The following is a 13,922-nucleotide window of genomic DNA, read 5'->3' as shown; positions in this document are numbered from 1 at the left end:
GGGTGAGTCTGCGAGTTTTAGCTTGCAGCAACAGATTTCTTCCGTTTGAAGCCGATCAGGCGCATGGCGTTCAGGATGACGGCCAGGATGCTGGCTTCATGGATGAACATGCCGCTGGCGAGATGGACGGAGCCCATCAGGACGCCCGCCAAAAGCACAATAACGACTGCGACTGCGATGGTGATATTCTGCTTCATGTTGCGCATCGTCGCCTTTGACAGCGAATAGGCATGGGAAAACTGCAGCAGCTTATCGGCCATCAGCACGACATCGGCCGTCTCCATCGAAATGTCGGTGCCGCCTTCGCCCATGGCCAAGCCGATGTCGGCGGTGGCAATGGCTGGTGCATCGTTGATGCCGTCCCCGGCCATCGCAACGATGGCGCCGTCCGCTTGCAGTTGTTTGACAAAACGCACTTTGTCTTCCGGCAGCAGCTCGGCATGGAAGGCGTCCAGTTTCAGTTGCTCGGCAACCGCTTCGGCGGTATGCTGGTTGTCACCCGTCAGCATGATGATCTGTTTGATTCCGTCGCGGCGCATCTCGGCCAAAGCCTGCGGTGCGTCCTCGCGGATTTGGTCGGCAATCGAGAAGAGTCCGGCGAGGGTGCCGTCGATGGCGACGAAAACGACGGTATTGCCGGTTTTTTCGCGTGCAATCGCGTAACTTTCTGCGCTTTCGCTGATCAGTATCCCGGATTGGGCCATCAGTTTGCGGTTGCCGGCGATAAGACGACGGCCAGCAACCGTCGCTTTCAGACCGTGACCTTTGATGACTTCCGGATCCGTCGGTGCGGTTGGCGTTTCCAGCCCCTGCTGGTATGCGTATTTCACGATCGTCTGTCCGAGATGGTGTTCGGAAATGCGCTCAGCAGCGGCAGTCAGGCGCAGCAATTCATCGCGGCCGATGTCACCGGTGACGTGGATGTCGGTCACTTCCGGTCGGCCTTTCGTCAGCGTTCCGGTCTTGTCGAAAACGAGCGTGTCGACTTTTGAGAAGCGGTCCATGACCTCGCCGCCTTTCACCAACACACCATGCTTGGCGCCGTTGCCGATGCCGGCCACGTTCGAAACCGGCGCTCCGATCACAAGCGCACCCGGACAAGCGATCACAAGGAACGTAATGGCAAGATGCAAGTCGCGCGTCCAAAGATAGACGATGACGGAAAGCGCCACAATGGCAGGCGTGTAGAAATTGGCGAAGGCATCGAGGAAGCGTTCGGCCTTGGATTTGGATTCCTGCGCCTCCTCGACCAACTCGATGATTTTCGCGAAAGTCGTGTCATCGCCGACTTTTTCGGCGATCATTTCGATGTAGCCTTCGTCCACCAAAGTCCCCGAAAAGACTTTGGCGTCCACTGTTTTGTTGGCAGGGACCGATTCGCCCGTCACAGCGGCTTCGTTGATGGCGGCTTGGCCCTTCACGATGATGCCGTCGACCGGGATTTTGCCGCCGGGCTTGATCAGCAAGCGGTCGCCGACAGAAACTTCCTCCACCGGCACCACCGTCTGGACATCCCCTTCCAGAATGGTGGCTTCCTGCGGCGCCATGTCAACCAAAGAACGCAGCGAGGAACGCGTCTTCTCCAAGGTGCGCGCCTCCAGAAAATCACCGAACAGGAACAGGAAGGTGACCACCGAAGATTCCGTATATTCGCGGATGAACAGTGCACCGATGACTGCAATCGTCACCAGCAACTCAATGCTGAAAGCCTTCATCCGCAGCGCCAGGTAGGCTTTGTACGCGATCGGCACCACCGCGATGAGCGTCGCAAGGATAAGCGCGTAGTCGGCTGCGGCAGCGTATCCAAAGGTCTTCAGGATGAAACCGAGCGCAATCAGGATTCCCGAGAACGCGGTGATGCGATTTTTGTATTTATTGATCCATTTGATCATTTTAAATGACCTCCTCTTGTATTTCCTATAGCCTAATCATACGCCATCAGGCAGGAAAACGACTTGATGATGGTCAAGCTTTGGATGTGGAAATGTGTGAGGCGGCTGAGGAGGGGCGGCGTGGCGAATTAGGAGGTGCCTCTTCTCCGGCGAAGAGGCGCTCGCCGGAGGTGCGCGACTGGTTGGGGACTGTTCTTCGATGAGAACATGCTCGCAGGAGAAGAGCCCGCCCATTACCGCTGATTTCCGGTGTGGGAAGCCTCACCGGAGGAACGCACCGTCCCCGGCCATTCAATGGCATCCGAACAAAAAAAGCTGCCCGCAGATTGCAGGCAGCCGAGTCCTTCGTCAGGACAGGTAATTATTTATAGAAGAAAAGACTAGATGGCATCCCCATCAACTACAGCAGCATCGTCATTCAGCACAGCGGCGTTGAATTCCCCGATGTTGCGGGAAGAAACGACGCCCGCCAACATGCTGTCGTTCACGTTCGTCAGTGTGCGCATCATGTCGATGACCGGTTCTACCGAGATGACAAGTCCTGCGATCGTGACAGGCAAGTTCATGGCGCCCAGAACGATCAGCGCGGCGAAAGTCGCGCCGCCGCCGACACCGGCAACCCCGAAGGAACTGATCGTCACGACCAGGATCAGCGTCAGGACGAAGCCGATGCTGGTGACGTCGATGCCCAAAGTCGGTGCCACAATGGTTGCCAACATGGCAGGGTAGACGCCCGCGCAACCGTTCTGGCCGATCGACAGGCCGAAGCTGGCAGCGAAGTTGGCTGAGGCGTCATCGACGCCCAAAGCTTTCGTCTGTGTTTCAACGTTCAGAGGCAATGCGCCGGCGCTGGAACGGGCAGTGAAGGCGAAGCTCAAAACAGGGAATGCTTTCTTGAAGTAGCTGATCGGATTGACGCCGACAGCAGCCAGAATCAAGCTGTGCACCAGCAGAACAACAAGCAAAGCGGCATAGGAAGCGACCACGAACAGTCCCAAGTTGATGATGGCTTGGTAGCTGGATGTCGCCATCATTTTCGTCATCAAAGCCAGGATTCCGTAAGGCGTCAGGCGCAGAACCAAAGTGACGATGCGCATCACGATGGATTGGATGACCTGCAGGCCTTTGTTGAACAAAGCGGCATTTTCAGGCTGTTTTTTCTTGATGCCCATATAGGCGATTCCGACAAAAGCGGAAAAGATTACGACGGCGATCGTGCTTGTGCTGCGCAGACCGGCCAGATCCTGGAAGATGTTGGTTGGGATGAAGCTGAGCACTTGACCAGGAATCGTCAAGTCAGCGACTTGCGTCTGTTGGGTGGTCAAGGCTTCGATCCTTGCGGTTTCCGCGGTACCTTGCGTGAATTGCGCGCCGTCAAGATTGAAGAGAATGACGGATGCCCAGCCGATCAGGGCAGCGATGGCGGTTGTGCCCAGCAAAGTGCCGAGCACGGATCCGCTGATTTTGCCGAGATTCTTCGTTTCCTCGATGCGGGTGAATGCACCCACAATCGAAACGAAGATCAACGGGATGATCAGCATTTGCAGGAAGCGGACGTAGCCGTTGCCGACGATATTGATCCAATCGATGGCGGTCAGTGTGATCGTGCTGTCCGGTGCGAAAAGCAGCTGGATGGCCGCCCCGAAGACGACCCCGAGAGCCAACGCGATGAAGACGCGTTTTGAAAATTTGACATGTTTGGCGCCCAAGCGGTAAAGCGCGAAAAGCAATGCCGCAAAGACAACTAAAATAGCGATAATGGAAATGGTTTCCATAAAAAAATTCCTCCTTTAAAATATGCTGCCTGACTGAAAACAGATGCCGGATGAAGTAGAAAAATGAGTGCCATTCGCATCCCTTTTCCGAGAACCAAAAAAGCCCTCGTCCCTATACTCCAAATGCTTGGAATACAGGGACGAAAGCTCTTCGTGATCCACCCTAGTTCGCACGACCCTCGCGAATCCTGCCTCATGAAGTACGCAGAAAAAGCCATACTTCTGTACGCTATCGGGTACAAACCGAAACGGCACTAACGCACCGCTTTGCTCCGAGACGCATTTTCGCTATCCAGACCATGCCTCTTCCCACCGACCGAGGCTCTCTTTGATGACCGTGAAAGGTACTTCTTCTCTTCAACGCGTAACTTGTTTTCATTTGTGTTTTCATGATAGCATGCTTATTTTTCAAAAGCAACTGATATCCCTCGGTTCGGGAATAAACGGATTCATGGTTGCGGTGGTTGCCGATGGAAAATATGGATGATTGGCCGATATCCATGCCCACCCAAACCAGCCCAACAACCCACGCTACCGGCAACAAAAAAAGCAGGTGCCGCCTCGCGAATGAGGCGGTCCCTGCTCTATAACAAGCTAGGATTCCTTGACCGATTGGACTTCGTAACCCAGTTTTTGGATCGTTTCGCTGATGTCGGCGCCGGAAGTCTTGTTGCCGTCGAACTCGGCTTTGACTTTGCTGGAGTTGAACAGCACTTTGACGTTTGCGACGCCATCGATTTTGCTGACGGCGGATTCGATTTTCTTGATGCACGATGGGCAAGTGACGGGTCCCAATTGGATAACGGCTTGGCTCATGATTCATTCCTCCTGTTGTCTGTTATGACTACAGTATAAGCCCAAACATCCGGAAAGGACTTGACCGGCATCAAGTATTCGGAATCATTTTACGTCGTAATCGTAGAAGATGCGGCCTTCCAATTTGCAGCGGTCGTAATCCTCCAGAATGCCCTTGACTTGATTGGACAGGTAGAAGAGACCGAACAAGTTGGGGATGACCATCAGGGCGTTGAACGTGTCGGCAAGCATCCAGACGATGTCGACTTCCTGCAGCGCACCCAGGAAAATGAAGATCGCCACCAGAATCTGGTAAGGCAGGACGCCTTTTGTGCCGAAAAGATATTTGATGTTCGATTCGCCGAAGTAATACCAGCCGACGATCGTCGTGAAGGCGAAGAAAGTCAGGCAGATCGCCAACAGCACGGATCCGCCGCCTCCGAAGGCGATCGAGAAGGCGGCTTGGGTCACTTGCGCACCCTTCAAGGCAGGATCCAGATAGGATTCGGTCACCAAGATGATCAGTGCCGTAGCGGAACACACGACGACGGTATCGATGAAGACTCCGACCATCGCGGCCAGGCCTTGCTGCACCGGGTGATCAACGTGCGCCACAGCATGCGCGTGCGGCGTCGAACCCATACCGGCTTCGTTCGAGAACAAGCCGCGCGCCACGCCTTTTTGGATCGCCGCTCTGACGGAAGCACCGGCGATACCGCCGATTGCGGCTTGCGGCGTGAAAGCCCCGACGAAAATCATCTCGAAGGCAGGGACAATGTTTTCGCGGAACAGGAACAAAATGACCAAGCTGGCCACGATGTAAACGAGCGCCATGATCGGAACGACCAATTCGGCGAAGGAGGCGATGCGCTTCATGCCGCCTGCAAAAATCAGGATGGCCGCCAAAGCGACCAGGAAACCGGTCACCCATTCTGGAACGGCGAAGGCGGTCGTTACGGCCGATGCGATCGAGTTCGACTGCACCATGTTGCCGATGAATCCCAACGCAACGATGATCGAGACTGAGAAAAATTTAGCCAAAGCGTTGGAGCCGACCCCTTTGGAAAGGTAGAAAGCCGGTCCGCCGACGAGGTCTCCCTTGTTGCGGTCGCGGACCCGGTAGACTTGCGCCAGGATGGCTTCGTTGAATATCGTGCCCATGCCTAGGAAAGCGGACACCCACATCCAGAAAATCGCGCCCGGTCCGCCGCCGAGGATGGCCGTTGCCACACCCGCAACGTTTCCGGTCCCGACCTGCGCGGCAACAGCCGTCGCCAAGGCCTGGAAGGAAGACATCGAACCTTCCTGGGTAGCGTCTTTTTTGAACAATTTACCGAAAACTTGCTTGAAAGCTTCCCACATGCGCGTGACTTGCGGGAACCCGAAGCGGAATGAGAAGAACAACCCCGCGAACAGAAGGCCGTACGTCAGGAAATAATCCCATAAGAGAACATTCACATAGTTGGCCAAAAAACTATATATTGCATCCATAAAATACCAAATCCTCCAATAAGTGCATCCACACCATTTTTTTATGTATCTTTGATATTCTATCGATATCACATGGCCATGTCAATGAGATTGTGAAACTTTAATTAGAAAAAAAGCCCGCAAAAAAAGGATTCGATTAGATTTTTGTGACTAAAAACACATGTTTTGGCTCGGGATATATGTTTGTGTAGGTTGATAGGTTCATTTTTCCGGAGATATGATTAGAAAATGATGAGAATATACCTTGGGGCAACCGTTCTGGTTTTTTGTTTTGCGGAACAACAAACGCCTGTTGAAAACGGTCTATTCTTATTTTCCGGAACATAGCATTGCGGATGTGGTTGGCCTATACTAATGACATCAATTCGCAACCGGAAAGTGCGCCACATCCGCATTCCGGAGCGTTTGGAACGACCTTGCAGGCAACAGCAACGCGTGTTTTTGCGGGTCCATCATAACGAGAAAGAAGGAATCATTATGGCCTACAAAGTTGTCATCCCGGAAGATATCAGTGCATTAGGAAAAGACTTTCTGCAGGACAAAGGGTACGAGATCGTTGTCGGCAACGGAAACATCAGCATCGAGTACCTGAAGGAATTGGTTGCGGACGCCGATGCGATTCTGGCCAGGCCGAACGCGCCCTACCCGGAGGAAGTCCTGTCAGCCGCCAAAAAACTCAAAGTCATCGGTGTCCATGGAGTCGATTACGGCAATGTCGACACACAGCACTGCGCTAAACGCAGAATCGCCGTCACAACAACGCCGGCAGCGACTTGCAATGCGGTCGCGGAACGGACTTTGGGCTTCATCATGAGCCTGGCGCATCAGATACCGTTCATGGACCAACAAGTGCGCCACGACAATTGGGGCGCCCGCTACGAGCACAAAGGAACGGAGCTCAAAGGCAAAACGCTCGGTCTGATCGGGCTTGGGCGCATCGGCTCGCTCGTTGCCCGCAAAGCGACGCACGGCTTCGACATGAAAGTGATCGCCTATGATGAATTCCTCGTGAAAAATGAATATGCAGGCTTCGTGACATGCGCTGGCTCGATGGAGGAAGTGCTGGCGAAATCCGACTTTGTCTCCCTGCACGTCCCTGTCACAGCGGAAACAACAGCGATGATCAATGAGGAAACGCTGCGCTTGATGAAACCAAGCGCCTACCTGATCAACTGCGCCCGCGGAGAACTCGTCAATGAAGAGGCGCTGTATGAGGCTTTGAAGAACGGCGTCATCAACGGGGCCGCACTGGATGTCTTCCTGGAGGAGCCGGTTGCGCAGGATCATCCGTTCTTCGGGTTGGACAACCTGATCATGACACCGCACAACGCGATCATCACGCAGGAAGCGATGGATCTGATGGGCTACCACGCAGCCGTCGGGATCGACGACGTGCTGAACGGCAGACAGCCGCAATGGCAGGAACGCCTGCAGCAGGCAGTTTTGGCGGAACAGGTGTAACGGAACAGTATTGCCTATCTTGAATCCAGCTGGAAGGGCGCTCCTGACGGGGCGTCTTTTTTGGCGTGCGAGGGTGGAGAGGCGATCGGAATTGTCGAATAGGTGAGGAACATTCGACAATCTGATTCCGTATCGGGCCGAAATTGTCGAATGCCAAGCAACATTCGACAATTTGATTCCGCGCCGGCCCCAGATTGCCGAATACCTGAGCAGCATCCGACAATTTGCCACTGCAGTTAAAAAACAGACGCAACAATCAAACGTAAAGCCAGGCGGCCTGTGCATTTTCGGCGCGCCAATCGAGCGCAAACGGCAAAAGAAGAGGCTGCCCCGTCTAAATAGGGGCAGCCTCTTCTTGCACTCACAGTGTCTTCAGCGCTTCCTCGATCGGATCGAGCTCGTCGGCTGCGGGCGCCGGCGCTTCGCCTTCCGTTTCGGCATCGAAGCGCTCTTCGGATTCGGGAACTTTGGCGGCGAATTTCTGCTTCATGGTGTCGGTCGTTTCCTGGGCTTTTTCTTTGGCGTGATCGACGGCCTCTTTTGCCGCTTCCTTCGCGGTTTCCGTTGCTTGGTCGGCGTAGTCCATCACCTTGTCCAACGCTTCATCGGCTTTGTCGGCCAAATCTTTGCGGATATCCTTGCCGGGCTTCGGCGACAGCAGCAGGGCGATCCCACCGCCGATCACAAGCCCTTTGACGAAACTGGAAAATTTTCCCATTGTCGGTTCCTCCTTTATTCACTACGGATACTCGATGCAAAAGAACGGATTGGATGCATAAAAATAAAACGACGATTTTACACCTTCAGTATAAGCCACGCCCAAGCTGAAACAAAACGAAAACCACTGGCTGCCGCTAACTGTCGCCCATCTTGCTGTTGATCTGGACCAAGCTCAGGCGGCCGGTGTGCTCCAGCATGTATTCGTAATTGGCCAAGTAATCCTGCTCGAAAATGCCGCTGTAGAAAAGGTCCAGGACATAGCTGAAGCCGGCCGAGGAGGCGAATTGGCCGATTTTGGAATAATATTTTTCCCACGGCGGGATAAAGAAGTTGTGGTCGCAGGCTTCGCTGAGGCTGTTCTCGCCGAATGACGTGACCGAAATCGTCTTCGTTCCGCCGTAGCGGCAGAGCCTGGCGTCGCCGATCGTTTCCCGGGTTTCGCCGGTATAGGAAAGCAGGATCGCCACATTGTCTTCGGAGGAACGGCTCGCGTAGTAGTCCTGTTCGCCCGGACCGCTGGCGACGATGACGCGTTTGCCGATGCGCATGCAATGGTATTGGAACTCCTTGGCGTGGGCGATCGTCGAGTGCGAGCAGTAGACGTTGATGGTGTCCGCGGCGATCAGCAGCGCGATGACCTCCTGCAACTCCCCGTAGTCCAACAGGTTTTTGGTTTCTTCGATGGCGGCTTCCTTCAAGGCGGCGATATTGGTGGCGATCGTCTGCACGCCGTCGCCGCTCTGGATCGGGAAGTTGGCGTCCAATTTTTCGGCCGCTTGGAAATCCGACTTCTGTTCCGTCAAATATTTCAGTTTGAAATCATTGAAGCCTTTATAGCCGAGCTTTTGGCAGACCCGGACGACGGTGGCGTTCGACGTGAAGGTGTGCTTGGCCACCTGTAACGTCGTCATGTCGACGACGTTGTCAAAATGGTTGATGAAATAGTCCACTACTGCCTTTTCCGTATCGGAAAAGGGCTCCGAAGCAAGCTTCGTCTGCAAATCCATTTTGCTGATCACTCCATTCGAAATCGTTCTTTGTAATGCCGTTACAAGCAATCGGCACGATAAAAACAAATTATGTAACCGCTTTCCGAAAGCGTTCGGAAGTGTATACGCGGCTTCCCTTAATGGTTATCATAGCATTAATGAACCGATTAGAGGAGGAGTAAAATGACGAGATTCCCAAAAAATTTCTTGTGGGGCGGGGCCATCGCCGCGAACCAGGCGGAAGGCGCGTATCTGGAAGACGGCAAAGGTTTGGCCATTTCCGACTTGTTGACGGAGGGGTTCCTGACCGAGCCGGATCAAGCGGTCGACCCGGCCAAATATTATCCGAGCCACGAAGCGATCGACTTCTACCACCGATACAAAGAGGATCTGCAGTATATGGAAGAAATGGGCTTCAAAGCGTTCCGGACCTCGATTTCCTGGGCGCGCATCTTTCCGACCGGGGAGGAAGCCGATCCGAACGAAAAAGGGCTGCAGTACTACGATGACTTGTTTGCTGAAATGCTGAAACGCGGCATGGAACCGGTCGTCACCCTGTCGCACTACGAAACGCCTTACGCTTTGACGGAGAAATACAACGGCTGGGAAAGCCGCGAGCTGATCGGGCTGTTCGAGAAATATTGCCGCACCGTGTTTGAGCGCTACAAAGACAAAGTCAGTTATTGGATGACCTTCAACGAAATCAACAACATGCACACGATCCCGTTCGCGGCAGGCGCCGTCATCCTGGACGAGTCGGACGAAAACGAAAAGCTGCGCGTGATCTACCAGGCTTCGCACAACATGTTCGTCGCCAGCGCCCGGGTCAACAAGCTTTGCCACGAAATCATGCCGGAAGCGCAAATCGGCTGCATGCTTTCCTTGAGCGCGGTCTATCCGAACACCTGCAAGCCGGAAGACATTTTCGGGGCGATGTCGTTGCGGAGACGCTCGTTGTTCTTCAGCGATGTGATGCTGCGGGGAAAATACCCGTCTTACGCTAATCGTATTTTTGAAGAGTACGGCATCCAGTTGGAAATGGAGGACACCGACCTGGCGGAAATCGCCGCTTACCCGAGCGACTACTTGGGCTTTAGCTATTACCGCAGCACGACCTACAAGGACGGCATGAAGATCCTCGGCAACACGGGCGGCATCATCGGCGAGAAGAACCCGTACCTGGATGAAACGCCTTGGGGCTGGCAGATCGATCCGCTGGGGCTGCGTTATGTCTGCAATGAGCTCTACGACCGCTACCAAAAACCGCTGTTCATCGTCGAAAACGGGATGGGCAACAACGATGAGGTGACGGCGGACAACAAGATCCATGACGACTACCGCATCGATTACACCAAAAAACATCTGGTCGAAATCGCCGAAGCCTTGAAGGACGGCGTGCCGATCATGGGCTACACCTACTGGGGACCGATCGACATCGTCAGCGCCGGCACCGGCGAAATGAAGAAACGCTACGGCTTCGTCTACGTCGACAAGGACAATGCCGGCAACGGCACGCTGCGGCGCCTCAAGAAGGACAGTTTCCATTGGTACCAGCAAGTCATCGCCACAAACGGAGAAAGCCTGTTCGGATAGGACAGGTTGATCATAAGCAAGACAGCTTGAAACAGTTGAAGGAGGAATTTTAATGAGTTTCATGGACAAACTTAGCTCAGGGATCGATGTCGTCGCCGAAAAGGTCGAGGGGAACAAATATCTCCGCGCCATCAAGGATGCGTTCACCGCCTACATGCCTTTCATCATCATCGGCTCGTTCGCGCTGCTTTTCAATGTGCTGTTGACCAGCCCGACGACCGGACTTGCCCAGTTCGCGCCGTTCAGCTTCCTGACCGCATTGGCGCCGGCATTCAGCACGATCAATTTCGCAACGATGGACATCATGTCCCTGCTCATTCCTTTATTTTTAGCGTCAAATCTTGCAAAAAGCAATAATACCAATCCATTGATCACAAGCGCGGTCGCCTTGATCGCCTACGTCATTGTGGTCCCGCAGTTCTTCACGACGACAGTCGACGGTGTGCAGCAGGTCGTCAAAGGCTTGCCGGCCACCAGCACCAATGCTTCCGGTCTGTTCATCGGCATGATCCTGACAGTCTTGGTCGTCGAACTGTTCACGAAGCTCTCTAACGTGAACGCTTTGCGCATCAAGATGCCGCCGAGCGTGCCGGGCGGAATCGTGGCATCGTTCAATGTGCTGCTGCCGATTTTCGTGACGTTGATCATCGTGGCGATGGTTGCCCAATTGTTCCTGAACACTACCGGCATGTACATGAATGAATTCATCTACAAAATCGTGCAGGCACCGCTGGAAAGATTGGTCCAAAGCCCAGGCGGCATCATGCTGCTGGTCATCGTCAGCCAAATCTTCTGGTTGGTGGGCATCCACGGCGGCCTGATCATTTCGCCGATCCGCAACCCGCTGTTGATCGCCGCTTTGGCCAACAATATCGCCGCTGTCCAAGCCGGTGAGGCCGCAACGAATCCCGTCACAATGGGTTTTTGGATGTCATTCATCGTTCCCGGAGGTGCCGGTTTGACGCTGTCGCTATTGATCGCCATCCTGATCGCTTCCAAACGCGATGACTTCAAGGCCGTCGCGAAAGTGTCCTTCATGCCCGGCCTGTTCGGCATCAGCGAACCTGTCGTTTTCGGTCTGCCGCTGGTTTTGAACCCGGTGTTCGCGATTCCGTTCGTTTTTGCTTCCAGCATCGGCACGGCAATCGCCTTGTTCTTCAACCAGATCGGCTTCCTGCAGCCGAATACGGTCGATGTGCCGTTCGGCTTGCCGATCGGGGCCGGCGCATTTCTCGGCTACGGCATCAACGGTGTCATCGTCCAGTTGCTGATTTTGGCCTTGGGCGTCGTGATGTACTTGCCGTTCGTTTTGGCCGCCAACAAAAAGGCCGTCGTGACTGAAGAAACCGAAGCGGAAACCGCAAGCCAAATGGCCGCAGAAAAAATCTGAGCACAACCCAAAACAAAATCTAAAACACAATCAGAACAAAAAGGGGACTGAAAAATGAAAAGTTACTATCCGAAAGATTTTCTCTGGGGCGGCGCCATCGCCGCCAACCAGGCTGAAGGTGCCTGGAACGTGGACGGCAAGGGTATATCGGTGGCCGATGTCGCCCGCTTCAAGCCTGACATCTCCGTCGAGGACTACAAATCGCAATGGCACGTTTCCTTGAAGGACATCGCTGTCGCAAAGGAAACCGATGACACCATCTATTATCCGAAAAGAAGGGGCATCGACTTTTTCCACCGCTACAAGGAAGACATCGCGCTGTTCGGTGAAATGGGCTTCAAGGTGCTGCGCGTTTCGATTGCCTGGACGCGGATTTTCCCGAACGGCACCGAAGCGGAGCCGAACCAAAAGGGCCTGGATTATTACCGGGACTTGTTGGAAACGTTGCGTGCGCACAACATCGAGCCGCTGGTGACGCTGTCGCACTATGAGATGCCGCTCTATCTGGTGGACCACTATGACGGCTGGGTTTCGCGCGAAGTCGTCGGTTTCTTCACCAAATTCAGCGAGACGGTCTTCCGCGAATACAAGGACTTGGTGAAGTATTGGCTTACCTTCAATGAGATCGACAGCGTCTTCCGCCACCCGTTCACGACGGTCGGCGTCGTCGAAGAGAAATATGCCGACAAGAAAGCCGCCGAAGAAGCCATCTATCAAGCCTTGCATCACCAGTTCGTGGCCAGCGCCGAAGCGACCAGACAGCTACGGGAAATCATCCCGGGCGCACAGATGGGCGCGATGCTGACGAAGACGATGACCTATGCCGAAACCTGCGATCCGGATGAAGTGCTGATGGCGCAAAAAGCCAACCGCGACAACCATTTCTACGCGGACGTGCAGATTTTCGGGGAATATCCGAAGCACGTGCTGAACTATTTCGAAGAGAATGACTTCCAAATCGCCTGGACGGATGCGGACCTGCAGCTGTTGAAGGATTACACGGTCGATTTCCTGTCCTTCAGCTACTACATGTCGATGGTCGTGTCGAAAAATGCGGACAAGCGCGAAAAAGTCGGCGGCAACCTGACGACCGGCGTCAAAAATCCGTATCTGGACACCTCCGAGTGGGGCTGGCAAGTCGATCCGGTCGGGCTGCGCATTTCGTTGATCGATCTCTATGACAGGTACCGCATCCCGCTGTTCATCGTCGAGAACGGCATCGGCTCGAGCGACGTGCTGACCGCGGACGGAACGGTCGAAGACGATTACCGCATCGCCTATTTCCGCGATCATTTCGAACAGATGAACCTGGCCATCAAGGACGGCGTCGAGCTGATGGGCTATACTTCCTGGGGCTGCATCGACATCGTCAGCGCCTCGACTTCCCAGATGGCGAAACGCTACGGCTTCATCTACGTGGACGCCGACGACTACGGCAACGGCAGCTACGACCGCTACAGGAAAAAATCGTTCCACTGGTACAAGGACGTCATCGAAACGAACGGCGCCAGCCTGTACGCCGAACCGCAGACCGCAACGAAATAACCAGCAAAACCCTATCGGGAGGCCGATAGGGTTTTTCAAAGCAATTGCATGTATGTTCTGGTCAGAAATAACCCGCCGAAACCCGTTCCGGAGGGGGAAATCCGGTCAAATCGCAGTCAGAAAACCCGCCAAAACCAGCTTGGCGGGGAAAAACGTCCGCGGACGTTACGGGATTGCCCGCCGAAACCATTTTGGCGGGGAATTCCGGCTATCAGAATCCGAAAAAATTGTATCGCCGTTTTGCCGGGCGTTTAATCGAGTTGAGGGAATT

General features: G+C 54.2%; 10 protein-coding genes. 4 read left to right on the top strand and 6 right to left on the bottom strand.

Annotated elements, in window-relative coordinates:
* Positions 1-17: 17 nt before the first annotated feature.
* From BMX58_RS05475 to BMX58_RS05455, 4 genes are all read right to left on the bottom strand, one after another.
* Positions 18-1,892 (bottom strand): heavy metal translocating P-type ATPase, encoded by a 1,875-nt coding sequence (locus tag BMX58_RS05475; RefSeq protein WP_068623002.1) that lies wholly within the window; start codon positions 1,890-1,892, stop codon positions 18-20.
* Positions 1,893-2,272: 380 nt separating this feature from the next.
* Positions 2,273-3,667, bottom strand: a complete 1,395-nt coding sequence (locus tag BMX58_RS05470; protein WP_068623001.1) for an L-cystine transporter — start codon at positions 3,665-3,667, stop codon at positions 2,273-2,275.
* Between the two features lie 594 nt (positions 3,668-4,261).
* The gene (locus tag BMX58_RS05460) at positions 4,262-4,483 is read right to left on the bottom strand and encodes a heavy-metal-associated domain-containing protein (protein ID WP_068622999.1); all 222 of its coding nucleotides are present in this window, start codon (positions 4,481-4,483) and stop codon (positions 4,262-4,264) included.
* An 84-nt stretch (positions 4,484-4,567) separates the two neighbouring features.
* The gene (locus BMX58_RS05455) at positions 4,568-5,953 is read right to left on the bottom strand and encodes an alanine/glycine:cation symporter family protein (RefSeq protein ID WP_068622998.1); all 1,386 of its coding nucleotides are present in this window, start codon (positions 5,951-5,953) and stop codon (positions 4,568-4,570) included.
* A gap of 477 nt (positions 5,954-6,430) precedes the next feature.
* On the opposite strand from BMX58_RS05455, the gene BMX58_RS05450 reads away from it, so the two are divergent.
* On the top strand, positions 6,431-7,414 hold the full coding sequence (locus tag BMX58_RS05450; RefSeq protein WP_068622997.1) for a hydroxyacid dehydrogenase: 984 nt from the start codon (positions 6,431-6,433) through the stop codon (positions 7,412-7,414).
* A 361-nt stretch (positions 7,415-7,775) separates the two neighbouring features.
* Here the strand turns inward: BMX58_RS05450 and BMX58_RS05445 are convergent, their stop codons facing one another.
* Together BMX58_RS05445 and BMX58_RS05440 are read right to left on the bottom strand one after the other, a co-directional pair.
* The gene (locus tag BMX58_RS05445; RefSeq protein ID WP_068622996.1) at positions 7,776-8,132 is read right to left on the bottom strand and encodes a YtxH domain-containing protein; all 357 of its coding nucleotides are present in this window, start codon (positions 8,130-8,132) and stop codon (positions 7,776-7,778) included.
* Positions 8,133-8,268: 136 nt separating this feature from the next.
* On the bottom strand, positions 8,269-9,141 hold the full coding sequence (locus tag BMX58_RS05440) for a MurR/RpiR family transcriptional regulator (RefSeq protein ID WP_068622995.1): 873 nt from the start codon (positions 9,139-9,141) through the stop codon (positions 8,269-8,271).
* Between the two features lie 165 nt (positions 9,142-9,306).
* Between BMX58_RS05440 and BMX58_RS05435 the strand changes: the two genes are divergently transcribed.
* Genes BMX58_RS05435 through BMX58_RS05425 form a run of 3 tightly spaced genes read left to right on the top strand, consistent with a single transcriptional unit; the run spans position 9,307 to position 13,651 of the window.
* Positions 9,307-10,716 (top strand): glycoside hydrolase family 1 protein, encoded by a 1,410-nt coding sequence (locus tag BMX58_RS05435; protein ID WP_068622994.1) that lies wholly within the window; start codon positions 9,307-9,309, stop codon positions 10,714-10,716.
* A gap of 52 nt (positions 10,717-10,768) precedes the next feature.
* Positions 10,769-12,106 (top strand): PTS sugar transporter subunit IIC, encoded by a 1,338-nt coding sequence (locus tag BMX58_RS05430; RefSeq protein ID WP_068622993.1) that lies wholly within the window; start codon positions 10,769-10,771, stop codon positions 12,104-12,106.
* Between the two features lie 54 nt (positions 12,107-12,160).
* A complete protein-coding gene (locus tag BMX58_RS05425; RefSeq protein WP_068622992.1) occupies positions 12,161-13,651 on the top strand; it encodes a glycoside hydrolase family 1 protein in 1,491 nt (496 codons plus the stop codon).
* Positions 13,652-13,922: the final 271 nt, after the last annotated feature.

The organism is Trichococcus ilyis (assembly GCF_900109135.1).
Classification (GTDB): Bacteria; Bacillota; Bacilli; order Lactobacillales; family Aerococcaceae; genus Trichococcus; species Trichococcus ilyis.
This window is presented reverse-complemented; position numbering and strand designations above follow the sequence as displayed.